Annotated in this window: 24 protein-coding genes, 1 rRNA gene and 2 other annotated features; all 25 genes read right to left on the reverse strand. The window is 36.9% G+C overall.

Features of this window, described 5'->3' with window-relative positions; all coding sequences use genetic code 11:
* Positions 1-181: 181 nt before the first annotated feature.
* Positions 182-3,742 carry a DNA-directed RNA polymerase subunit beta gene (gene rpoB / locus ACTNDN_RS12520; protein WP_031537892.1) on the reverse strand — a complete coding sequence of 1,187 codons (3,561 nt, stop codon included), beginning with the start codon at positions 3,740-3,742 and terminating at the stop codon, positions 182-184.
* A gap of 248 nt (positions 3,743-3,990) precedes the next feature.
* Positions 3,991-4,596 carry a class I SAM-dependent methyltransferase gene (locus ACTNDN_RS12525; RefSeq protein WP_031537891.1) on the reverse strand — a complete coding sequence of 202 codons (606 nt, stop codon included), beginning with the start codon at positions 4,594-4,596 and terminating at the stop codon, positions 3,991-3,993.
* 283 nt (positions 4,597-4,879) lie between these two features.
* Complete coding sequence (gene rplL, locus ACTNDN_RS12530) at positions 4,880-5,239, reverse strand: 50S ribosomal protein L7/L12 (RefSeq protein WP_016204548.1); 360 nt, start codon at positions 5,237-5,239, stop codon at positions 4,880-4,882.
* Between the two features lie 55 nt (positions 5,240-5,294).
* The gene (gene rplJ / locus ACTNDN_RS12535; RefSeq protein WP_031537890.1) at positions 5,295-5,795 is read right to left on the reverse strand and encodes a 50S ribosomal protein L10; all 501 of its coding nucleotides are present in this window, start codon (positions 5,793-5,795) and stop codon (positions 5,295-5,297) included.
* Positions 5,796-5,827: 32 nt separating this feature from the next.
* Positions 5,828-5,979, reverse strand: a sequence feature (ribosomal protein L10 leader region).
* Between the two features lie 56 nt (positions 5,980-6,035).
* Positions 6,036-6,725, reverse strand: a complete 690-nt coding sequence (rplA, locus tag ACTNDN_RS12540; RefSeq protein WP_031537889.1) for a 50S ribosomal protein L1 — start codon at positions 6,723-6,725, stop codon at positions 6,036-6,038.
* A gap of 114 nt (positions 6,726-6,839) precedes the next feature.
* Entirely contained in the window at positions 6,840-7,265 is a 426-nt protein-coding gene (gene rplK, locus ACTNDN_RS12545; protein ID WP_031537888.1) for a 50S ribosomal protein L11, read from the reverse strand.
* A 167-nt stretch (positions 7,266-7,432) separates the two neighbouring features.
* Positions 7,433-7,966: a transcription termination/antitermination protein NusG gene (gene nusG, locus ACTNDN_RS12550; RefSeq protein WP_016204544.1), complete on the reverse strand. Its 534-nt coding sequence runs from the start codon at positions 7,964-7,966 to the stop codon at positions 7,433-7,435.
* Positions 7,967-8,137: 171 nt separating this feature from the next.
* A complete protein-coding gene (gene secE, locus ACTNDN_RS12555; RefSeq protein WP_031537887.1) occupies positions 8,138-8,320 on the reverse strand; it encodes a preprotein translocase subunit SecE in 183 nt (60 codons plus the stop codon).
* 47 nt (positions 8,321-8,367) lie between these two features.
* Positions 8,368-8,511, reverse strand: coding sequence for a 50S ribosomal protein L33 (rpmG, locus tag ACTNDN_RS12560; protein WP_081836646.1), 144 nt, complete (start codon positions 8,509-8,511; stop codon positions 8,368-8,370).
* Between the two features lie 107 nt (positions 8,512-8,618).
* Complete coding sequence (gene sigH / locus ACTNDN_RS12565) at positions 8,619-9,278, reverse strand: RNA polymerase sporulation sigma factor SigH (protein WP_048717910.1); 660 nt, start codon at positions 9,276-9,278, stop codon at positions 8,619-8,621.
* Positions 9,279-9,348: 70 nt separating this feature from the next.
* A complete protein-coding gene (locus ACTNDN_RS12570; RefSeq protein ID WP_048717912.1) occupies positions 9,349-9,858 on the reverse strand; it encodes an NYN domain-containing protein in 510 nt (169 codons plus the stop codon).
* Positions 9,859-9,860: 2 nt separating this feature from the next.
* Complete coding sequence (gene rlmB / locus ACTNDN_RS12575) at positions 9,861-10,604, reverse strand: 23S rRNA (guanosine(2251)-2'-O)-methyltransferase RlmB (protein WP_048717913.1); 744 nt, start codon at positions 10,602-10,604, stop codon at positions 9,861-9,863.
* 12 nt (positions 10,605-10,616) lie between these two features.
* Positions 10,617-11,024 (reverse strand): Mini-ribonuclease 3, encoded by a 408-nt coding sequence (locus ACTNDN_RS12580; protein WP_048717914.1) that lies wholly within the window; start codon positions 11,022-11,024, stop codon positions 10,617-10,619.
* 3 nt (positions 11,025-11,027) lie between these two features.
* Entirely contained in the window at positions 11,028-12,428 is a 1,401-nt protein-coding gene (gene cysS / locus ACTNDN_RS12585) for a cysteine--tRNA ligase (protein WP_284561149.1), read from the reverse strand.
* The gene (cysE, locus tag ACTNDN_RS12590) at positions 12,428-13,078 is read right to left on the reverse strand and encodes a serine O-acetyltransferase (RefSeq protein WP_048717919.1); all 651 of its coding nucleotides are present in this window, start codon (positions 13,076-13,078) and stop codon (positions 12,428-12,430) included. Before cysE ends, cysS begins: the two co-directional genes overlap by 1 nt.
* A 436-nt stretch (positions 13,079-13,514) precedes the next feature.
* Positions 13,515-13,750: a binding site (T-box leader), on the reverse strand.
* A gap of 42 nt (positions 13,751-13,792) precedes the next feature.
* Positions 13,793-15,250 carry a glutamate--tRNA ligase gene (gltX, locus tag ACTNDN_RS12595; RefSeq protein ID WP_048717921.1) on the reverse strand — a complete coding sequence of 486 codons (1,458 nt, stop codon included), beginning with the start codon at positions 15,248-15,250 and terminating at the stop codon, positions 13,793-13,795.
* A gap of 92 nt (positions 15,251-15,342) precedes the next feature.
* Positions 15,343-15,825, reverse strand: a complete 483-nt coding sequence (ispF, locus tag ACTNDN_RS12600; RefSeq protein ID WP_048717923.1) for a 2-C-methyl-D-erythritol 2,4-cyclodiphosphate synthase — start codon at positions 15,823-15,825, stop codon at positions 15,343-15,345.
* 50 nt (positions 15,826-15,875) lie between these two features.
* On the reverse strand, positions 15,876-16,565 hold the full coding sequence (gene ispD, locus ACTNDN_RS12605) for a 2-C-methyl-D-erythritol 4-phosphate cytidylyltransferase (RefSeq protein ID WP_031537876.1): 690 nt from the start codon (positions 16,563-16,565) through the stop codon (positions 15,876-15,878).
* 17 nt (positions 16,566-16,582) lie between these two features.
* Positions 16,583-17,656, reverse strand: coding sequence for a PIN/TRAM domain-containing protein (locus tag ACTNDN_RS12610; RefSeq protein WP_031537875.1), 1,074 nt, complete (start codon positions 17,654-17,656; stop codon positions 16,583-16,585).
* A gap of 398 nt (positions 17,657-18,054) precedes the next feature.
* Positions 18,055-19,434 carry a DNA repair protein RadA gene (radA, locus tag ACTNDN_RS12615; protein ID WP_031537874.1) on the reverse strand — a complete coding sequence of 460 codons (1,380 nt, stop codon included), beginning with the start codon at positions 19,432-19,434 and terminating at the stop codon, positions 18,055-18,057.
* A gap of 180 nt (positions 19,435-19,614) precedes the next feature.
* Positions 19,615-22,065 (reverse strand): ATP-dependent protease ATP-binding subunit ClpC, encoded by a 2,451-nt coding sequence (gene clpC / locus ACTNDN_RS12620; protein ID WP_441131292.1) that lies wholly within the window; start codon positions 22,063-22,065, stop codon positions 19,615-19,617.
* 22 nt (positions 22,066-22,087) lie between these two features.
* The gene (locus ACTNDN_RS12625) at positions 22,088-23,146 is read right to left on the reverse strand and encodes a protein arginine kinase (RefSeq protein ID WP_031537872.1); all 1,059 of its coding nucleotides are present in this window, start codon (positions 23,144-23,146) and stop codon (positions 22,088-22,090) included.
* 1 nt (position 23,147) lies between these two features.
* A complete protein-coding gene (locus tag ACTNDN_RS12630) occupies positions 23,148-23,696 on the reverse strand; it encodes a UvrB/UvrC motif-containing protein (RefSeq protein ID WP_031537871.1) in 549 nt (182 codons plus the stop codon).
* A 30-nt stretch (positions 23,697-23,726) separates the two neighbouring features.
* Positions 23,727-24,188, reverse strand: coding sequence for a CtsR family transcriptional regulator (locus ACTNDN_RS12635; protein WP_031537870.1), 462 nt, complete (start codon positions 24,186-24,188; stop codon positions 23,727-23,729).
* Between the two features lie 365 nt (positions 24,189-24,553).
* Positions 24,554-24,670 (reverse strand): 5S ribosomal RNA (rrf, locus tag ACTNDN_RS12640).
* Positions 24,671-24,958: the final 288 nt, after the last annotated feature.

Raw genomic sequence — 24,958 nt, forward strand, 5'->3', positions numbered from 1 at the left:
AGGCTTTTGCCTTACTTAGAACTTCTTAAAAACATTTATAATCAAAGACAGGCCGTCACAAAAGGGTCTGACCTCACGTGAATAATCTATTTATAAAAGATATAAAAGGATCTTCTATCTAGATGTCTTCGTAGTGGAGTCTGACCCTTTCGTTTTTAGACAGGCCATGTACATTACTTTATTATTCTTGCATGCCTACCTTTTCTGACTCAGGCTCTTGCGTTTCCGAAACAATAGTTAGAGATTCTGCTTGATGAATATCATCATCATCGTCTGTGTCTCTCATTTCGATTTCTTCTTCTGTGCTAGATAAGATTTTTACATCTAGCCCTAAGCTTTGTAGCTCTTTCATTAACACGCGGAATGATTCTGGCACACCTGGTTCTGGAACGTTCTCTCCTTTAACAATTGCTTCATATGTTTTCACACGACCAACAACATCATCTGATTTAACAGTAAGAATTTCTTGTAAAGTATAAGCTGCTCCATAAGCTTCAAGCGCCCAAACCTCCATCTCTCCAAAACGCTGACCACCAAATTGAGCTTTTCCTCCTAGTGGTTGTTGCGTTACTAAAGAATATGGTCCAGTAGAACGAGCATGTAGTTTATCATCAACCATGTGGGCAAGTTTAATCATATACATAACACCAACGGATACACGGTTATCAAAAGGTTCACCTGAACGTCCGTCATATAGTACTGTTTTCGCATCTTGTGCCATTCCAGCTTCTCTAATTGTTTCCCATACGTCTTCCTCACGAGCACCATCAAATACAGGGGATGCAACATGGATGTTCAGGCTTCTGGCAGCCATTCCAAGATGCAATTCTAATACTTGACCGATGTTCATACGTGATGGAACACCTAGTGGGTTTAACATGATATCAACTGGTGTTCCGTCTGGTAAATATGGCATATCTTCTTCAGGTAAAATACGGGAGATAACCCCTTTGTTACCGTGACGCCCAGCCATCTTATCGCCTTCATGGATTTTACGTTTTTGAACAATATATACACGTACCAATTGGTTAACGCCTGGTGGCAATTCGTCTCCATCTTCTCTATTGAAGACTTTAACATCATGAACTATACCGCCACCGCCATGCGGAACACGTAAGCTTGTATCACGAACTTCACGAGCCTTTTCACCAAAAATAGCATGTAATAAACGTTCTTCAGCTGTTAATTCTGTTACCCCTTTAGGTGTAACTTTACCAACTAGTAAATCTCCATCTTTCACTTCTGCACCGATGCGAATAATACCGCGATCATCTAAGTTGCGTAATGCATCTTCCCCGACATTCGGGATATCACGTGTAATTTCTTCCGGCCCTAACTTTGTATCACGAGATTCTGATTCATATTCTTCAATATGAATAGAAGTATATACATCATCTTTTACTAAGCGTTCGCTCATGATAATAGCATCCTCGTAGTTGTATCCGTCCCATGTCATAAAGGCAACTAATACGTTACGACCAAGTGCTAATTCACCAAGCTCCATAGAAGGTCCATCTGCTAGAACTTCCCCTTTTGTTACTTTGTTTCCAACAGCAACAATTGGGCGTTGGTTATAGCATGTACCTTGGTTTGAACGAACAAATTTAAGCATTTTATATTTATCAAGATTTCCTTTAACCTCTTGACCATCTACTTCCGAAATACGTCTAACCCAAACTTCACGTGCTTCTACATGTTCAACAATACCAGGATGCTTACAGATAACCGCTGCACCAGAGTCTTTTCCTGAAACGTACTCCATTCCAGTTCCTACTCTTGGAGCTTCTGGTTGCATTAAAGGTACTGCTTGACGTTGCATGTTCGCACCCATCAAGGCACGGTTAGAGTCATCGTTTTCTAAGAATGGGATACATGCTGTCGCAGCAGATACAACCTGCTTTGGAGAAACGTCCATATAGTCTATACGCTCACGCTTAACAACAACGTTCTCATCACGGAAACGTGCAACTACATCTTCATCTAAGAAAGAACCATCTTCTCCTAAACGAGAGTTTGCTTGGGCAACAACGTAGTTATCTTGTTCATCAGCAGTTAAATAATCAATTCTTGATGATACTTTACCTGTTTCAGGATCAACACGTCGATATGGTGTTTCAATAAACCCGAATCTATTCACTTTTGCATAAGAAGATAAAGAGTTAATCAAACCAATATTTGGTCCCTCAGGTGTTTCAATCGGACACATACGGCCATAGTGAGAATAGTGAACGTCACGAACTTCCATTCCTGCGCGTTCTCTTGTTAAACCACCAGGTCCTAAGGCAGAAAGACGACGTTTATGGGTCAATTCAGCCAATGGATTTGTTTGGTCCATAAATTGAGAAAGCTGAGAGCTTCCAAAGAATTCTTTAATGGATGCAATAACAGGTCTAATGTTGATTAGTTGTTGCGGCGTAATCGTATTCGTATCTTGAATAGACATTCTTTCGCGAACAACACGCTCCATTCTAGATAAACCAATACGGAATTGGTTTTGTAACAATTCACCTACAGAGCGTAAACGTCTGTTACCTAAATGGTCAATATCATCTGTTAAACCAACACCATGTAATAAGTTAAAGAAATAACTGATGGAAGCAATAATATCTGCAGGAGAGATGTTTTTCACAGCTTCTTCTACATATGCATTACTAATAACATTAATTTCTTTATCTCCCTCATCCAATGGTGAGTAAATTTTTACCGATTGAACAACAACATCATCCTCTAAAACACCACCATAAGGGCTTAGTTTTTTAAATCCGATATTGTTTTCTAGATTTGGAATAATACGATCAAGTGCACGGCGATCTAGAAGTGTTCCTTTTTCAGCAATGATTTCTCCTGTTTCAGGGTCCACTAGTGTTTCTGCCAGGCGTTGACCAAACAATCTATTTTTTATATGAAGCTTTTTATTAATTTTATAGCGTCCTACATTTGCAAGATCATATCTTTTTGGATCAAAGAATCTTGATACCAATAGACTTTTTGCGTTTTCAACAGTAGGCGGTTCACCAGGACGCAGACGCTCATAAATTTCTAGTAGCGCTTTGTCTGTTCCTTCAGTGTTATCCTTTTCTAAAGTATTGCGTAAATATTCGTTGTCACCAATCAGTTCAAGAATCTCCTGATCAGAACCGAATCCTAATGCACGCAACAGAACAGTAACCGGAAGTTTACGTGTACGGTCAATACGTACATATACAACATCCTTTGCATCTGTTTCATACTCTAGCCATGCTCCACGGTTAGGAATAACCGTTGCGGTAAATCCTTTTTTCCCGTTTTTATCGAGTTTCCCATTATAATATACACTTGGAGAACGTACTAACTGAGAAACGATAACACGTTCCGCACCATTAATAACAAAAGTACCAGTTTCAGTCATAAGCGGGAAATCACCCATGAATACATCTTGGTCTTTTACTTCTCCTGTTTCTTTATTCACAAGACGGACCTTCACACGCAAAGGTGCAGAATATGTAACATCTCGCTCTTTCGATTCTTCCACTGAATACTTAGGATCACCTAAGCTGTAATCAATGAAATCAAGTGATAAATTGCCAGTAAAATCTTCAATAGGTGAAATGTCCTGGAACATTTCTCGCAATCCCTCATCTAAAAACCATTGATAGGAAGAGGTTTGGATTTCAATAAGATTTGGTAATTCTAAAACCTCACTAATACGTGCGTAGCTTCTCCGCTGGCGGTGTCGTCCATACTGAACAAGTTGACCTGTCAACTGATTCACCCCTCAAATCAAACGTTATAGTACATCTATTAACATCTTATAAAATAGGCTTAAAAGCCTGTTTTTATAAGACAAAAAGAAAAAGGGTTTTCCAATCAAAAAACCACATTTTCATATTTCTAATATTATTCTGTTAGTTTTTCCTTCTTACACCAATTTTATACAATAAGATGGATAAAATTGTGAGTTTCAGAAAAATATTATATTGGCATTATACAATGCTATCACAACAAAAAGGACTAGTCAATCTTTTTTGCTTGAATTATAAAATACCCTTTTTTCTTTTCTACTATATTTACCTCTTTAAAAAACGCTTCTAACTTTGCAATCGCCGATGGAGCTCCTTGCTTCTTTTGAATCACTACCCAAAGCTCACCATTTGCTGCTAAATGTTCATAGCTTTGTTCAAAAATATCATGGACTACTTTTTTTCCTGCTCTAATCGGAGGATTTGTTAAGATAGACGCAAACTTAGTCCCTTTCACATCAAGAAGTCGATCACTTTCATAAATTTGAACATTTTCAATACTATTTTGTTGCGCATTTTCTTGTGCTAATTCAATCGCTCTTAAATTAACATCTACCATATGAACCATTCTATCTGGATTTGCTTTTGCAATAGAAAGACCTAATGGACCATAACCACAACCCACATCTAAAATATCTCCATCTATTTTTGGAAATGTATAGGTTTCAATTAATAGCCTAGAGCCAAAATCAACTTCTCTTTTGGAGAAAACCCCATTATCTGTTTTAAAACGTATTGTATTACCTTTAAGTGTAAAATTCCAGTAATTTGGATCGCTATTTACATTCTGGGTTCGGGAATAATAATGTTCTGTCATACGAACACCTCCTTAGGAGAATTTATATAAGGAAGACTACTTGAGGATTAATTGCAAAGCAAGCTATTCTTGCAATGAATTAAAAAAAGCGTAGATGACTTTTAAGCTATCACATACAGTTAGCTGACCCCACCAAATCTTCTCACATAATTAACCTAACAAAAGATGGTTTCAAAAAAAGCCATTTCCTACTGGACTGATTGTAACTAGATGCTTCTTAAGCCTCATACACTTTAGGAAAAAAAAGCCCGCTATTATAGCGAGCTTCTTTTTTTAACTAACATTACTTAACTTCAACGTTAGCTCCAACTTCTTCAAGTTTAGCTTTGATTTCTTCAGCTTCTTCTTTAGAAGCTCCTTCTTTAACTGCTTTTGGAGTGTTGTCAACAAGTTCTTTTGCTTCTTTAAGACCAAGACCTGTGATTTCACGTACAACTTTGATAACTTTGATTTTTTGATCTCCAGCAGATGCAAGAACTACATCAAACTCAGTTTTTTCTGCAGCAGCTTCTCCGCCACCTGCAACTACAGCTACAGGAGCTGCAGCAGTTACTCCAAATTCTTCTTCAATTGCTTTTACTAAATCGTTTAATTCTAAAACAGTCATATTTTTAACTGCTTCTAAGATTTGTTCTTTAGACATTATATTTTTCCTCCTTGTATTTTGGGTTTTTTATGATACGTTTCCGTATTAAATATTAAGCGCCTTGTTCTTCTTTTTGATCTGCAACTGCTTTTGTAGCAAGAGCAAGGTTGCGGATTGGTGCTTGAAGAACGCTGAGTAACATAGAAAGTAAACCTTCGCGTGATGGAAGTTCAGCAAGAGCTTTCACTTCTTCAACTGTTGCTAAGTTTCCTTCGATTACTCCTGCTTTAATTTCTAACGCTTCGTGTTTTTTTGCGAAGTCGTTTAAAATTTTTGCTGGTGCAACAACATCCTCTGTACTGAACGCAATAGCGTTAGGACCAGTTAGAGATTCGTTTAAACCTGCTAATTCAACAGATTCTGCAGCACGGCGAGTTAAAGAGTTTTTGAAAACTTTGAACTCTACTCCTGCTTCACGAAGTTGTTTACGAAGTTCAGTTACTTCTGAAACAGTCAAACCACGGTAGTCAACAACGATTGTTGATTTACTCGCTTTGAATTTTTCAGCAATATCAGATACTATTTGTTGCTTTTGTTCGATTACGCTGCTCATCTTTACACCTCCTGTAGAATTTCTACATTTATACCGACAAATAAAATCCTCCATATCATTTAGACATGGAGGTGTATACAATAGTCGTTCTCACAACTGATCAAATAATCTATCGTATTACCTCGGCAGGACATTAAGCTAAAATTTTAGCACCTACTGTCTACGGTACAAATGTTATTTATTTTTTCAACAAAATGAAGTATATGATATCCATCTCATTTTGTCAAATACCAATTTTTATCAAACAGTAGAAGGATCTACTTTTACGCCAGGACCCATTGTTGAAGTAACAGAAACGTTCTTCATGTAAGTTCCTTTTGCAGCTGCTGGTTTTGCTTTTGACATTGTATCAAAGATAGTTTGGAAGTTTTCAACTAGTTTAGCATCATCAAATGATACTTTACCGATTGGAACATGTACGTTACCAGCTTTATCTACACGGTATTCTACTTTACCAGCCTTAATTTCGTTAACTGCTTTCGTTACATCAAATGTAACTGTTCCAGTTTTAGGGTTTGGCATTAAACCTTTAGGTCCTAATACACGACCAAGTTTACCAACTTCACCCATCATGTCTGGTGTTGCAACGATTACGTCGAAATCAAACCAACCTTGTTGGATTTTATTTATATATTCAGCATCGCCTACATAGTCTGCTCCTGCTGCTTCAGCTTCTTTTAATTTTTCACCTTTAGCGAAAACTAAAACGCGTTGAGTTTTACCAGTTCCGTTTGGAAGAACTACTGCTCCACGGATTTGTTGGTCAGCTTTCTTAGGGTCAACGCCTAGACGGAAAGCAACCTCAACAGATGCATCAAATTTTGTAGTGCTAGTTTTTCTTACTAACTCAATTGCTTCTTGAATTGGGTAAGCTTTTGTACGATCAACAAGTTTGATAGCTTCTAAATACTTCTTACCTTTTTTAGCCATAACTTTATTTCCTCCTTGAATTGTGGTTTTAGCGGAATTACCTCCCACGAATAAAGGTTGCGACTAAAGATTTACCGTCGTCACAACCTTAATCAACACTAACCATATATAGGTTTAGTCTTCAATAACAATACCCATGCTGCGGGCAGTACCTTCAACCATGCGCATAGCGGATTCAACGCTAGCTGCATTTAGATCGGGCATTTTTGTTTCAGCAATCTCGCGTACTTTATCACGCTTAACAGTTGCTACTTTATTACGATTTGGTTCACCAGAACCAGACTCGATACCAGCTGCTTTTTTAAGTAAAACTGCAGCAGGTGGAGTTTTTGTAATAAATGTAAATGAACGGTCTTCGAAAACCGTAATCTCAACAGGAATTATTAAACCAGCTTGTTCAGCTGTACGAGCGTTAAACTCCTTACAGAATCCCATGATGTTTACGCCAGCTTGACCCAATGCAGGACCAACTGGTGGTGCCGGATTCGCTTTAGCTGCTGGGATTTGCAATTTAACAACTTTAATTACTTTTTTAGCCACGAGACACACCTCCTTAAAGTCCGTGATGTGGTAATAGGGGTTTCCCCTCCCACTCAACTTTTCGTCTTTATATGAAATAAAGAAATTTGACAATATCCTATCTCTTTATGAGATATACTGACCTATGAAATAGTAACACTTTTTTAATATCATTTCAAGTTTTCTAGTTAAAATTTTTCAATTTGTGTAAAATCGAGTTCCACAGGGGTATCTCTTCCAAACATATTTACTAGTACTTTAACCTTTGCCTTATCCTTATCAATTTCCTCAACAGTCCCAGTAAAGTTAGCAAATGGACCTTCATTCACCTTCACTGTTTCCCCTAATTCGAACTCAATTTCAATTCTTTGTTCCTCGACACCCATTCTCTTCAGAATCACTTGGACTTCTTCCGGCAAAAGCGGAGTTGGTTTCGAGCCCGATCCAGCAGAGCCTACGAACCCAGTTACACCAGGGGTATTACGAACTACATACCAAGAATCATCTGTCATAACAATTTCTACCAACACATAACCTGGGAAAACTTTTCTTTTTACTACTTTTGTTTTACCATTTCTAATATCGGTTTCTTCTTCTTCAGGTACCACAACGCGGAAAATTTTATCTTGCATCGCCATTGTTTCTACCCTTTTTTCTAAATTGGCTTTCACCTTATTTTCATATCCGGAGTACGTATGCACTACATACCAGTTTTTTTCCATAAAAGAGGACTTTTTCGTCCGTCCCTCCCTGTAACTTTATTTTTTCGTGCTGTTTTTTTATAGTATCTGTAAGGAACAATTCATTTATTTTTCAGCAAATGAAAAAACCCGTTACCGGGCTTTTGTAAATGTTTCCTATCGTTTTACCATTATACCATGAGTAGACAACTGTTATTCAAGTATTAAACGAATAAGTTCAGAAATTCCTAAATCAACAACCGCAAAGAAGATAGCAAAAAAGACAACAGTTACAAGAACTGTGAGCGTATAATTAGTTAACTCTTTCTTTCTTGGCCAACTAACCTTTCTTAATTCTCTACCAACTTCGCGAAAATACTTAACAGCACTTTGCATTTTGTTACCTCCATCTTTAAGTGCGGGTAATTTATTCTAAAAAATCGTTATTTTGTTTCTTTATGAACGGTGTGAGCATTACAATTTTGACAAAATTTCTTTATCTCCAAACGGTCTGTTCCATTGTTACTCACAGTAGAATAATTTCTTGACCCACATTTTTCACATGCTAACACAAGCTTTTTTCTCATTTCACATTACACCTACTACGTCCTTTATATCTTCTCAAACTGTATCATGGACACACATAAGATGTCAATATCAGTAAATATTTGCTATTTCAAAAAAACATTGATGCTTAAAGCGAAAATTCTCTTATTTCTAAATATCGCTCTAACTTTCTCTTCACTCGTTGTAGAGCATTATCAATAGACTTTACATGTCTATTTAATTCTTCAGAAATTTCCTGATAAGATTGACCATCAAGATATAGAGACAATACTTTTCTTTCTAAATCACTCAATAATTCAGACATTTTTATCTCGATATGATCATATTCTTCCTGATTAATGATTAATTCTTCTGGATCAAGAACCTTTGCACCAGATATAATATCCATTAATGTTCGATCAGATTCTTCATCATAGATAGGCTTGTCCAAAGAAACATAAGAATTTAAAGGAATATGCTTTTGCCTAGTTGCCGTTTTAATAGCAGTTATAATCTGGCGTGTTATACATAGTTCTGCAAAAGCTTTAAATGAGGAGAGTTTGTCCTCTTTAAAGTCACGAATCGCCTTATAAAGACCAATCATTCCTTCTTGTACAATATCTTCTTTGTCTGCTCCGATTAAGAAATAGGATCTGGCTTTAGCTCGCACAAAGTTACGATACTTTTGAATTAAGTAATCTAAAGCATCACTTTCCCCTTTGTGCACCAATTCCACTAACACTTCATCTTCAAGTTCCATATAATTTCTAATATATTCGTTACTCTTAGTCCAGTTGTCAGTACTCATACAGATCCCCCCGACCGTGCAATCATGGATAAATCCATTATACTCTAGCTTTTTTTTGAGCGTCAACAACTCATTTCTCTCCACGGCGCCATTTTTCGAAAATTTCTTCTATTTCTCTCGAAAGCGGAATCTTAGCAACAGGCTTTTTTTCTTTTATTTTTTTTACTTTTTTCCCTATTTCCTGCTCCATGCCACCCATCTCTATCCACAATTCCCGGGCTGATTTTCGCAGGGCACCTTGTCCAAAAATCGCCCACTGTTCCGTAAAATCTGATGTCGCAACATGTATTTGTGTTTTTCTGTTATTTAGCTCAATAGCAAGCTTTTCAATCCGTTCATCAGCTGTTTCGTTTTCCCGAGTAAAAATGACTTCCACCTTGTAATCTTTATACTTTTTCTCTGTCCCCTTCACATAATAGGCATCAAATACAACTATTACTCGATATCCTGAATATCCCTGATACTCCGCCATTTTACTAACCAAAGCATCCCTTGCTGCTGCAAGATCTTTATGTTTTAGCGCATTTAATTCTGGCCAAGCTCCAATAATGTTATATCCATCGACGATAAGAATATCCATTTTTATCCCTCAAGTGGATGGCGTTTCCGATATACCTCATACATTAAAAGTGCGGCTGCAACAGAAGCATTTAACGAAGTGACAGCTCCAGCCATAGGTAAATGAATAAGGAAATCACATTTATCCTTAATCAGCCTTCCCATGCCTTTTCCTTCACTACCAATCACTAATCCTAATGGCATCGTTCCATCGAATCTCCGATAATCTTCACTTCCTTTTGCATCTGTTCCTGCAATCCATATTCCTCTCGTCTTAAGTTCCTCTATCGTCCTTGCCATATTTGTCACACGTACAACAGGAATATGCTCAATAGCACCTGTGGAAGCTTTGGCTACAGTTGCCGTTAAACCTACTGCCCGTCTCCGAGGAATAATAATGCCGTGCGCACCTACTGCATCAGCCGTTCTCATGATAGATCCTAAATTATGCGGATCCTCAATTTCATCAAGCAACAAGAAAAAGGGTGTTTCTTGCTTCTTTTCTGCTAATGCAAACAAATCATCTATTTCTGCATACTGATAGGCAGCCACTTGCGCTACAACCCCTTGATGATTCGCATCTACCAAGCTATCTAATTTTTTTTTGGGAACGAATTGAACGAGTACATTTTCCTGTTTAGCTAAACCGATTACTGTTTGCATTTGGCCCTTTTGGGATCCTTCGGCAATAAGTATTTTATTTACATCTCTTTCTGATTTTAATGCTTCAATTACTGCATTTTTTCCAACAATAAAGTCACTAGACACTTTTTGCTCCTCCTATTTGCTTTCAATGATAGAAAAAGCCGCTTGGATTATTTCCTCAAGTCGCTCTTCTTTCATCGCTAAATATAAATATCCTAATACCGCTTCAAAACCAGTACTATATCGATATGTCTGTACATCCGTATTTTTAGGGACCGTACCCGATTTTGCATTTCTTCCCCTCTTTAATACTGCTATTTCCTCTTCCGAAAAAAATTCCTTTTCAAGGAGGTGATGCACTACTTTTGCCTGTCCTTTAGCTGATACATATCTGGTAGCTTCCCTATGAAGCTGATTTGGCTTCACTTTTCCGCTATATAACAAATGTCTTCTTACATATATTTCAAGAACAGCATCACCCATATAGGCAAGGGCAAGGCTGTTCAATTGCTTTTCATCTACTTTTTTTTCATAGAGAAGCATCTTTTACCCTCTTTTCCATCGTATACCTTGTGCTGTGTCCTCTAAAATGATATTCATTGCCTTTAATTGATCTCTAATTTGATCAGCAAGGGCAAAATTTCTATCCTTTCTTGCTTGTGTTCTTTTTTCAATCAGTGCTTCTATTTCTTCATCTAATAATTCCTCATCAAGAGATAGGGATAGACCAAGCACTCCAAATAATTCTTCAAATTCATTCATAAAAGCATGAATAACAGCAGGTGATGTTGTCTTTTCAAGTAGGTAATAGTTTGCTTGCTTCGATAATTCAAATAGAACAGATATTCCGTTCGCTGTATTAAAATCATCATCCATACTTTCAACAAATTGTTTTCGAAGATCAGCAATTTTAGCAATCCATTCGTCATTTGTATCAGTAAGATCTGTACTTGCTGTACTGCGATGCTTTAAGTTTTCATAAGAAGTCCGAATTCTTTCTAAACCAGCTCTTGTCTTTTCCAATACCTCTTCACTATAGTTAATTGGATTGCGATAATGAACAGATAGCATAAAGAATCTTAACACTTGTGGATCATGAATTTTAATAATATCGTTTACCGTAATAAAATTTCCAAGCGACTTAGACATCTTCTCATTATCAATATTAATATATCCATTATGCATCCAATAATTAGCAAAAGTCTTTCCAGTTAATGCTTCAGACTGAGCAATTTCATTTTCGTGATGGGGAAATGCCAAATCCTGCCCGCCTGCATGGATATCAATGGTATCACCCAAATATTTGCGGACCATTGCAGAGCATTCGATATGCCACCCCGGACGCCCTTGCCCCCAAGGACTTTCCCAGAAAATCTCTCCATCTTTCGCCTTCTTCCATAGAGCGAAATCTAATGAATCTTGTTTTTTCTCTCCTACTGCAATTCTAGCACCTGAGCGCAGTTCATCAATGGATTGATGAGAGAGCTTACCATATCCATTAAAAGCTCTTGTATGATAATAGACATCACCTTCTGACTCATAGGCAATGCCCTTTTCAATTAATGCAGCAATAAAATCGATAATAATATCCATATTCTCTGTTACACGGGGATGCGAATCAGCTTTTTTGCAGCCCAATGCGGAAACATCCTCAAAGTATGCATGGATAAAGCGGTCAGCAATAACCGGTACTGTTTCTCCAAGTTCATTTGCTGCTTTAATCAATTTATCATCCACATCAGTGAAGTTGGATACGTATTGTACATCATAACCACGGAATTCTAGATAGCGACGAACTGTGTCAAAAACAATAGCAGGACGAGCATTACCAATATGGATATAATTATAGACTGTTGGTCCACACACATACATTTTTACCTTTCCCTCTTCAAGTGGAACAAAGTCCTCCTTTACTCTTGATAAAGTGTTATATATTTGAATAGACATTACTTATAACTCCTTTCATCCTGTAATTCTTTTAGTTGTTCTTTTAATTGAGTAATTTCCATTTCCATTTCTTTTAGTCGATCAGCAACTGGATCTGGTAAATCACAATGATTTAAGTCTTTCTTTATTTTAATACCATCTTGTACCTTTACTCTCCCCGGAATACCTACAACCGTTGAATTTGCTGGTACGTCTCTAAGCACAACGGAACCAGCACCGATTTTCGCATTTTCCCCAATAACAATTGATCCTAATACTTTGGCTCCGGAGGCAATCAGCGCATTATCCTTAACAGTCGGATGTCTTTTTCCTTTTTCTTTCCCTGTTCCCCCAAGCGTTACTCCCTGAAAAATGGTGACATTATCCCCAATTTCACACGTCTCCCCTATGACAACGCCCATTCCGTGATCAATAAATAGTCGATTTCCGATCTTTGCTCCTGGGTGTATTTCAATACCTGTCAAAAAGCGGCAAAATTGTGAGATGACCCTAGCTAGGAAGAACCTTTTATGTCTATATAAAAAATGAGCAATTCGATGAAACCATATGGCATGCAACCCTGAGTAGGTTAAGATAACCTCTATTGAGCTTCTTGCAGCAGGATCTTGTTCAAACACAACTGCAACATCCTCTTTTATGCGCCGAAACATACTAATCTCCCCCCATTTGCAACTATATTCTGCTTTCTAACAGTCATACTCCTTAAAAATGGATCGTTGTTCTTTCGCTTCATTTCCTAAAATAATTATTTTTATGCAAAAGATACATCAGTTTAATACCATTATTGTTAATATAAAATTAGAACTTAGAAATTCTCCCGACTCTCCATACAGACAATACTCTAAAAACAAATCTATCACCACAAGGTAAACGTACTCCCTCCAAATAGCAAGTTCGCTCTTACCTTTAATGAATAAAGAAACCTTCATTAGTCGAGGGCCCTCTCCCGATGGTTTGTTGAACCAATGGGACCTTTACGGAAAGTTAACCTCCCACTTATCTTCTTATTTTCCATAAGCTTTTAGGAGAATTACTGTCCATTAAGAATGGGATAAATCCATAAAAAAAGCGTCTCTGTCTAAAAAAGACAGAGACGCTTTTTGAGGCGCGGTTCCACTCTGTTTAGACTATCGCTCGTAAACGATAATCTCCACTCAATCCCTGTTAACGGATAGGTTCCGCCTCTATCTACTAAAACATTTTTTCGATATAGGACTCTGAGGCGCACTTCAAAAAAGAGGTTACTTGAATCACTTTCAGCCGGGTGATGATTCTCTCTAATAAGCTTCTCCTTTTTTACTTTTCCTCATCTACGATTTTTCTATATAGCTTTCCTATTACTATATTACATTTCCCTAGAAATGTTAACTAATTAATGCTGTTAATCTTGCATCAATTTTTTCTCTTCCTAGAAGCTCAATGGCTTTTGGTAAATCTGGTCCATGCGTTTGTCCTGTTGTAGCAACTCGAATTGGCATAAATAAGTTTTTACCCTTTTGACCGGTAGCCTTTTGAACTGCTTTAATGGAAGCCTTTATCTGATCAGCACTCCATTCCGACATTTCAGCTAATGCTTCTTTAAAGGCTTGTACTACTGCAGGAACTTGTTCCCCAGCTAAAACTTCTTTTGCTTCTTCATCATAATGAATTTCGTCACTGAAGAACAAAGTAGATAAGTCTACAATATCTGCTCCACAGCTCATTTGTTCTTGGTATAAAGCAACCAAATTATTTACCCATGCCTCTTCTTCAGCAGAACGATTTTCATTCACTAAGCCAGCTTTTTCTAAATGTGGAACAGCTAGACGCACAACAGTTTCTATATTTGCCTTTTTAATATATTGATTATTCATCCATGCCAATTTATTTTGATCAAATAGCGCAGGAGATTTAGACAATCTCGCTGGATCAAAAATACGAATAAATTCTTCAATAGAGAATAATTCCTCTTCGCCTTCTGGAGACCAGCCTAATAAAGCAATAAAATTGAATAACGCTTCAGGTAAATAGCCTAGTTCTTCATATTGCTCAATAAATTGAATAATTGATTCATCACGCTTACTCAATTTCTTTCTGCTTTCATTGACAATTAATGTCATATGCCCAAATATCGGTCTTTCCCAACCAAATGCATCATAGAGCATCAATTGTTTTGGTGTATTGGTAATATGATCATCTCCACGTAAAACATGGGTGATATCCATTAAATGATCATCAATAGACACAGCAAAGTTATATGTTGGAGTCCCGTCCTTTTTAACAATGACATAATCGCCAATTGTTTCTGATTCAAAAGAAACTTCCCCTTTAACCATATCATTAAATTCATAAACAACATTTTCAGGAACACGAATTCGAATACTAGGCTGTCTTCCCTCAGCTTCTAATTTCCCCTGTTGTTCTTTTGTTAAATGGCGACATTTGCCTGAATACTTAGGTGTTTCTCCTTTGCTTACTTGTTCTTCTCTTTCTGCTTCAATTTCCTCTTCCGTACAATAACATTTATAAGCAAGTCCTTTTTCCAATAATTCTGTGTAGTACTTTTTGTAAATATCATTTCTTTCAGACTGACGATACGGACCATATTCACCACCAACATCCGTACTTTCATCCCAGTCCATTCCAAGCCATTTTAAATATTTCAGCTGGCTTTCTTCTCCACCTTGAATATTTCTTTTTTTATCAGTATCTTCAATGCGGATAATAAACTTTCCGCCTTTACTACGTGCAAATAAATAATTAAATAATGCTGTACGCGCATTCCCAATATGCAGATGTCCCGTTGGACTTGGAGCATAACGAACACGAATTTCGTTAGACATGCTTGTGCCTCCTTGATTACTTACGCTTTTTCTAATCTATTCTATCACTTTGCTTTTTCCTTTAAAAGGTTTCGTCCTTAATTACCTATCATTTATCCATTTCTTTTTTGGAGTAATACAACCGCTTGTGATGCAATTCCTTCTCCTCTTCCAGTAAACCCCAATTTCTCTGTAGTAGTCGCTTTTACATTTACATTTTCCTGTTCTGTTTCGAGCAACTCCGCAATCCTTGCTTGCATTGCCTGAATATGGGGTGCCATTTTAGGTTGCTGTGCCATAATCGTACAATCAGCATTTACTAATTTATAGCCTTTTTCCTTCACTATTTGCCATACATGCTGCAATAGTTTTGCTGAATCAGCATCTTTAAATGCATCATCCGTATCTGGAAAATGCTTTCCAATATCTCCTTCTCCAATAGCTCCTAAACAGGCATCCGCAATCGTATGTAGTAAAACATCTGCATCAGAGTGTCCGAGCAGTCCCTTTTCATGCGGTATTTCTATCCCACCGATAATAAGCGGCCTGCCGACTACTAATTGATGAACATCAAAACCTTGTCCAATCCGAAACATCTTAAAAATCCTCCAGTCTTTTTCCCTTATTAAAAAATATTACTCTCTCGCTAGTTCTTTATTTTTCGCTTCGCTACTATTGCTTCAGCAAAGTATAAATCTTCCGGTGTCGTCAATTTAATATTGTCATAGTTTCCTTCAACAATGTGAACAGCTTGTCCAAATCTCTCCACCAAACTAGCATCGTCTGTACCTATATATGTATCTACAACCGCCTTTTCATGTGCCTCTTTTAAAATGGAAATGCGAAAAGCTTGTGGGGTCTGAATAGCCCACAAGCTTGAACGCTCAACTGTTTCCACTACCAAATCACCATCAACCCTTTTGACAGTATCTTTAATTGGTACTGCTAAAACAGCTGCGCCACTTTCCTCTGCAACCTTTGTCAATCTAGCTATTTGATCTGTTTGAATAAAAGGTCTAGCCGCATCATGAACAAGAACGATCGTATCATCCGATATTTCCTTTACTGCATGGTAGACACTGTGTTGTCTTTCACTACCACCCTCAATTAGTGCAGCAACTTTCATAATTGCATATTTCTTTACTAGTTCACTCATTTGTTTTTTATCGTCTGAACTAACTACCAACCAAATTCCATTACAGTTTGGATCATTTTCGAAAACAAGTAAGGTATGAATAAATACTGGTAAATGGTCTAACTCAAGAAACAGTTTGTTCTTTCCTAATCCCATTCGTTTCCCTTGTCCAGCTGCCGGAATAATGACTTCATAAGCCATGTTACTAACCCCTATTCTTACAATGCTTTTTCTAATAACTTTGGTTTAGCAAAAATCATTCGACCCGCAGACGTCTGCAAGACACTTGTTACAAGAACATCTATATGTTTTCCAATATAATTGCGTCCTTCTTCCACAACAATCATTGTTCCATCATCTAGATATGCAACACCTTGATTATGTTCTTTCCCGTCTTTGATAATTTGGATTTTCATCTCTTCTCCAGGAAGAACAACCGGTTTTACGGCATTTGCCAAGTCGTTAATATTAAGAACAGCAACCTTCTGCAGTTCACAAACTTTATTTAGGTTAAAATCATTCGTTACAACAACACCATTAGTCAATTTAGCTAATTTAACTAGTTTACTATCTACTTCTGTGATATCTTCAAAATCACCTTCGTAAATTTCCACTTTAATCGCTAACTCTTTTTGTATCCGATTAAGAATATCTAACCCTCTTCTTCCTCGATTACGTTTAAGCGCATCTGATGAATCTGCTATATGCTGAAGCTCTCCAAGAACAAATTGCGGAATAACAATGGTGCCCTCTAGGAACCCTGTTTGGCAAATATCCGCAATTCTCCCATCAATAATAACACTAGTATCCAATATTTTTAAATTACTTTTTTCAACTTTTAAGGGTTCTTCTTCCACTACTTTTTTCTTTCTTGCTGTGAAGAGCGTTAACAGTTCATCTCTCTTCTTAAAGCCAACTTGAAAACCTAAATATCCAAAAAGTAATGACAAAAGAATTGGCGCGACATTATTAAGCACAGGAACAGATGTTAACGCATACCCTACTAAAAAGGCCAAAGTTAACCCAAATCCTATTCCAACACTACCAAAAATAATATCTGTTATTGGAGCCTTTACAATCGATTCTTCCAAGAACTTGATAAAGTTAACAATATAATCAATCGCCCAAAAAGTAATAAGATAAAAAATAATGGCACCAAGTATTGCTGACACATATGCGTTATTAATAAGATTATGATCAATAGACATTATGGAGAATAAATCAGGAATGAATAAAAATCCTATTGTTCCTCCAATAATTAAAAAACAAATTTGAACAATGCGTTTTAACAATACTTCCACCTCCTCTTTCACATTATAAACAAATTCCCAGATTTGAAACCTAATATTACAGGAATTTTTTATTTGTAATGAAAAAGTTATTTTTATAGATATGATGACTATGCCAAATACTAGTGTTAATTTTGATGCAATCCTTATACATTGCGCGGGAAATAATAATATACTGTAAATACTTCCTTCGTATCTATCTATAAAAATTATTGATAAAGGAAGATACATAGAAAAACATATAATTCCCAACTGTAAATTGAAAAGATAACACAGACAGAGAGATAAATATCTATTTTATTTGATAAAACTAGATTAGCATTAAAAATAAATCGCTGTCAAATAATTAAATACTCCATTTTAACACAACTAAAAATTCACATCAATGTATTTTTTCTTAATTAGTCCCCAAAAGCGGCTGTTAATGCCTCTGCCACTGAACTAACTCCCACAACCTTTATTCCCTCTGGTGCCTTTAGACCGCTTAAATTATTGCTTGGAATAATAACACGTTCAAACCCAAGTTTTGCAGCCTCCTGTACTCTTTGCTCAATACGAGAAACTCTTCTAACTTCCCCAGTTAATCCAACTTCTCCTATAATGCAATCCGTAGCTTTAGTTGGTTTATCTCTAAAGCTTGACGCAATACTTACTGCGATTGCTAAATCAATAGCAGGCTCATCCAGTTTTACCCCACCAGCTACCTTTAAATAAGCATCCTGATTCTGTAATAACATTCCTACTCTTTTTTCTAACACTGCCATTAAAAGCGGGACTCTATTATGATCAATCCCAGTCGCCATCCTCCTTGGATTACCAAAGCTCGTCGGTGAAATCAATGCTTGGATTTCAACAAGAACAGGTCTCGTCCCTTCCATTGATGCTACAACTGTTGAACCCGCGGCACCTTGTGAACGCTCTTCTAGGAAAATTTCAGATGGATTCTCTACTTCTTCAAGACCAAATTCTTTCATTTCAAAAATGCCCATCTCATTGGTAGACCCAAATCGATTCTTTACTGCCCGCAAAATGCGATATGTATGATGTCTTTCTCCCTCGAAATATAAAACAGTGTCCACCATATGTTCTAACAATCTTGGACCTGCTATAGATCCTTCTTTTGTAACATGTCCTACAATAAAAATTGCTATTCCTTTTGTTTTTCCAATTCGCATCAATTCCGCTGTACATTCTCTAACTTGAGAAACACTTCCAGGTGCAGAAGTAACTTCGGGATGATAGATTGTTTGAATCGAATCAATAACAACAAACTCTACATTCGTATTTTCAATCGTTCTACTTATTTCTTCTAGATTGGTTTCCGAATAAACAAGCAAATGGTCTGAAACTACACCTAACCGATCTGCTCTTAATTTTGTTTGCTTCTGAGATTCCTCCCCAGATACGTATAAAACGGAATGCTTCTTCTGTGCCAATTGAGAAGAAACTTGTAATAAAAGCGTAGACTTCCCTATCCCTGGATCGCCCCCTATTAATACGAGTGAACCTCGAACTATTCCTCCTCCAAGCACACGATTTAATTCGATTAAATCTGTATAAATTCTAGGTTCATTAACAGTTTCAATGCTTGTTATAGGAATCGGTTTTGCAGCAATCGTACTGGTAGCTGTGTGGGCAAACGCTCCTTTTCTTTGAACAGCGCTTTTCTCTACTTCTTCCACCATGGTATTCCAGTTGCCACATCCTGGACATTTCCCCATCCATTTTGCAGATTCATATCCGCAATCCTGACAAAGAAATTTTGTTTTCCTTTTGGCCATATTCAGCACCCTTTTCCTTGTATACTCATTTCTTCTTCTACCTTAATGATATGTATTCCCGGTATGTTGCTATACGAAAATACTTAGATGGTAATCTTACACCTATATTTTATTAAATAAAGAAAGGACACACGCAGGAAGCTGTAATACGTGTGTCACTTATATTCATTTACTCGTTTATTATTTTTGTAAATTTACTGCTGGCTCTGCTCCATTGACCTTTACTGTGAACTCACCATTCTCTACATCTAACTCAATCTGTTGACCAGTTAATACGGTTCCTTTTAGAAGCTCTTCCGATAATCGGTCCTCTACATGTCTTTGTATCGCACGACGAAGTGGTCTTGCTCCATACTCTGGATCATAGCCTTCTTCCGCTATTTTTTCTTTTGCCGCTTCTGTAATAGATAGTTGAATGTCCTGTTCTACTAGGCGTTTAACTAATTGATCTGCCATTAAAGTAACGATTTCTTTTAAATGCTTTTTCTCTAATGCATGGAAAACAATTGTCTCATCGATACGATTTAAAAACTCTGGACGGAATGCTCTTTTCAGCTCTTCCATTACTTTACCCTTCATATCTTTATAATCTTGGTCTCCATCCTGAACATTGAAACCAACATATTTATTTTGTTTCAACGCAGAAGCACCAACATTAGATGTCATTATTAAGACAGTATTACGGAAATCAACCGTTCTTCCTTTTGAGTCTGTAAGTCGACCATCTTCTAGAACTTGAAGTAAGATATTGAATACATCTGGATGTGCCTTCTCAATTTCATCTAAAAGCACGACAGAGTATGGTTTTCTTCTTACTTTCTCCGTTAATTGTCCGCCTTCTTCATATCCGACATACCCTGGAGGAGATCCTACTAGCCTTGAAGTAGAGTGCTTCTCCATGTATTCAGACATATCGATACGAATCATCGCATCTTCATCCCCAAACATAGACTCCGCAAGGGCACGAGCAAGCTCCGTCTTACCCACCCCAGTAGGACCAAGGAAAATAAAGGAACCAATTGGTCTCTTTGGATCTTTTAATCCAGCTCTAGCACGTCTTACTGCTTTAGAAATCGCAATTACTGCTTCTTCTTGACCAATTACTCGATTGTGAAGAATATTTTCCATGTTTAATAACTTATCTGTTTCTGTTTGTGCAAGCTTAGATACAGGGATTCCAGTCCAGCTAGAAACAACACTCGCAATATCTTCCACTGTCACTTCTGTATTCTCTTGTCCTTGCTTTTCTTTCCAATTCTTCTTCGTCTCTTCTAACTGTTCTCTCAATCTTTGTTCCGTATCACGTAAAGATGCCGCCTTCTCGAATTCTTGACTTTGAACAGAAGCATCCTTTTCTTTGCGTACTTCCTCTAACTTTACTTCCAACTCTTTTAAGTTAGGAGGAGTTGTATAAGATCTTAAACGGACCTTAGAACCAGCCTCATCAATCAAGTCAATTGCTTTATCTGGTAAGAAGCGATCAGAAATATAGCGATCAGATAATTTTACAGCTGCATCAATTGCTTCATCTGTAATTGAAACACGATGATGTGCCTCATAGCGATCTCTTAAACCTTTTAAAATTTGAATAGATTCTTCACTTGTAGGTTCATCTACTGTAATAGGCTGGAATCTTCTTTCTAATGCCGCATCTTTTTCAATATATTTACGATATTCATCTAATGTAGTAGCACCAATACATTGAAGCTCCCCACGCGCTAGAGATGGTTTCAAAATATTGGAAGCATCAATTGCACCTTCTGCTCCACCAGCACCAATTAACGTATGCAACTCATCGATGAATAGAATAATATTACCAGCTTGGCGAATTTCATCCATTACCTTCTTTAAACGGTCTTCAAATTCACCACGGTATTTCGTACCAGCCACAACTGTCCCCATATCTAATGTCATAACACGTTTATCCCTTAATATTTCCGGAACTTCATTTTGAACAATTTGTTGTGCAAGGCCTTCAGCAATAGCTGTTTTACCAACACCAGGTTCCCCAATTAATACAGGGTTATTTTTTGTTCGTCTGCTTAACACTTCAATAACACGTTGGATTTCCTTGCTTCTACCAATAACCGGATCTAGGCTTCCTTCTCTTGCAATAGCTGTTAAATCACGAGCTAAACTATCTAGAGTTGGGGTATTAGCACTAGCTGCCGATCCACCTGGATGGTTGCCAGACTCACTACTTCCAAGTAATTGAAGTACTTGTTGGCGAGCTTTATTTAGGCTTACACCTAAATTATTTAATACTCTAGCAGCAACCCCTTCTCCTTCTCTTATTAACCCTAAAAGGATATGTTCTGTACCTACATATGAATGACCTAATTTCCTTGCTTCATCCATCGACAGTTCTATTACTTTTTTAGCTCTTGGTGTATAATGAATAGTTTGTACTGCATCTTGCCCACGGCCGATCAAGTTTTCTACTTCCTCTTGAATTTTTTCTGCACCTAATCCAAGCGCCTGTAAAGCCTTTGCTGCGATTCCTTCCCCTTCACGAACTAACCCAAGTAAAATATGCTCTGTACCAATATTATTATGACCTAAGCGAATTGCTTCTTCCTGGGAAAGTGCCAATACCTTCTGCGCTCTTTCTGTAAATCGGCCAAACATCATACTTTCATCCTCCTTAGAATCTTTATTCTGTTTCCAATTTTAATCTTTCTCTTATTAAGGATGCACGACGAATATCGCGATCAGTTGGATTCATTTGTTCTCCAGCGTAAAGTTGTAAAAACCCTGGCTGGGTAAGAATCATTAATTCATTAAGGATACTTTTTGATATATTTTTGATATATCCCATATCAATACCTAATCGAACATCGGAAAGGCATTTAGCTGCTTCCTTTGTTTCCATAATACGACTATTGCATAATATTCCATAGGAGCGGAAAACTCTATCTTCTAATTGTATGTTGGAGGTTTGTGCTAATGCATTTCTTGCTCCTTTTTCTTGCTCAATCAACTGCATAACGACACTTTTTAGTTCCTCCATGATGTCTTTTTCAGATCTTCCTAATGTTATTTGATTGGATATCTGAAAAATATTTCCAAGTGCCTCACTACCTTCTCCATAAATACCTCTAACCACTAAGCCAAGCTGTTGAATAGCCGGAATAATTCGACTCATTTGTTGCGTTAACACCATTCCTGGCAAATGCATCATTACAGAAGCTCTTAAACCTGTTCCTATATTAGTCGGACAGCTTGTTAAATATCCCATTTCTGTATGATAAGCATAATTTATCTTTTTTTCTATTAAATCATCCATTGAATCAGCTTCTTTAAATGCTTCATCTATTTGGAGACCAGGCTTTATACACTGAATTCGAATATGATCTTCTTCGTTAATCATTATGCTTAACTCTTCATCTTCTGATAATATTACAGCTCCATTAGGAGATTGGTCAGCAAGCTGAGGACTAATGAGATGCTTTTCTACTAGAACTCTTTTCTCTAATGTGTTTAACTCACTCATTGCAAGCAATTCTAGTTCTTGATTGAATTGCTTTAATAGAGAATCCTCCACCTGCTGAATCACATTATCAGCTTCTTCTTTTGAAAATAAAAGAGGAAAATTCACGTTCTGTATATTCCTAGCTAATCGAATCCGAGAGGTAAGCACAATTTCAGAGTCAGGTCCCTCGGAACTCATCCATGAAGTCCGTGCTTTACTTATAAATTTTTCTAAAGACACGTTACTCCCCTCCCTCATTAAAAGAAGTTAACTGTTGTTCTTTATGCTTTATTTCATCTCGAATAACTGCTGCTTTTTCAAACTCTTCCCTATTAATTAGATCTTTGAGCTCTATTCGCAACTGGTCAATTTCCTTTTTAATGAGGTAATGACCACCTATTCGTTCTGGAATTTTCCCTTTATGCTCTACATTACCACCATGCAATCGTTTAATGAATGGCAGCAATTGTTCTTTAAATGTATCATAACAGTGAGGACAGCCTAATTTACCAACTTTCCTGAATTGAGAAAATGTCATCTGACACTCTTTGCACTGTAAAGGCTGTTGTCGCTTATAAGTATCCTCAGTGATGTGTTGAAAACTTGGCTCTATATTTAGTAACCCCGCTAATAAACTGTTTAAAGATAAACCAGTTGTTCCGTTTATCATAAACATATCACCATTTTCTTGTGCACAATGCTCGCAGAGATGAAACTCTGTCTTATTCCCATTAATATTTTTTGAAAAATGTAAAGTAGCTGGTCTTTGATTACATTCAGAACACATCATGTTTCTCACCTCAATTTAAAAACTGGGATGTTATTTATATTTTAATGATGTTAACATCGCCTTTAATAATCTTGCTCTTAATTCATCTCGATAAGGTAATTCTAAATATAATACAGAGCGATCGATTACACTTAACATAATCTTTGCTTCTCGCTTATTAATAACATCTTCTTCTACTAGTCGAAGAATTAAATCTTCCGCACTGTTTTGAGGTATCCGACTTTGAATAAGGGATAGTAATTGATCAATTAAATGGGCATGATCATGTGTTTGAACCTTCATAATTCGAATGAAACCACCGCCACCACGTTTACTTTCAACTACATACCCCTTTTCAATAGTGAAACGAGTATTAATAACATAATTAATTTGTGATGGGACACACTCAAATTTATCGGCAATTTCACTTCGCTTTATTTCCACTAATGATTTTTCGCTCATTTCTAATACTTCTTTTAAGTAAAGCTCAATTATATCCGAAATATTTCTCACCAAGCCTCCCCCTTCTGACTTTGACTATATTTGACTATAATTATACACGATAAAAATAATATTTAGCAAGGAAGACGTTTTATTAATTTTCCCATTTTTTAGTGATTCCAAACCTACTATCATCATTCTTTCATGCCAGAAAGGAGAGTATGTATAAAGATTATATTAACTATAGTCTGATTTATCACAATTTTCAAGTTTAAATAATTTGCCGAGGCTTATCTTATTGAATAAAAAAATAATATATATTTATATTTATCAAGCGAAAGAAACTTAAAAGATTAAAACATTTGGGGTAAATATAAAAAGGGATAATTAAAATAAAAAAAGCCCTAAAAGCATAATGCTTTTAGAACCTTTTGACAGCCTGGCGACGTCCTACTCTCACAGGGGGAGAACCCCCAACTACCATCGGCGCTGAGAAGCTTAACTTCCGTGTTCGGTATGGGAACGGGTGTGACCTTCTCGCTATCGCCACCAGACTATTGATTTTTGAGAGTTATTCCCTCAAAACTAGATTATGAAGTAAAAGAAAAGAAACAAGTAATCTCACTTAGCTTACGCTAAGTTTTATTGTCCAGCTCCAACGCCTATCGCCTATCAAACTTCCGATCATCTCCCTACGATAAGTCAACATCGATTCACTTACGTTCATCGTGTTTCCTTTATCTCAGTCGAAGCTCTTCCAGTTTGTACGCCGATAAACAGGCGTTTCCGCTTTTCGTTTTAGTTAAGTCCTCGATCTATTAGTATCAGTCAGCTCCACATGT

The organism is Niallia sp. HCP3S3_B10 (genome assembly GCF_052064465.1).
GTDB classification, from domain to species: Bacteria; Bacillota; Bacilli; order Bacillales; family Cytobacillaceae; genus Niallia; species Niallia hominis.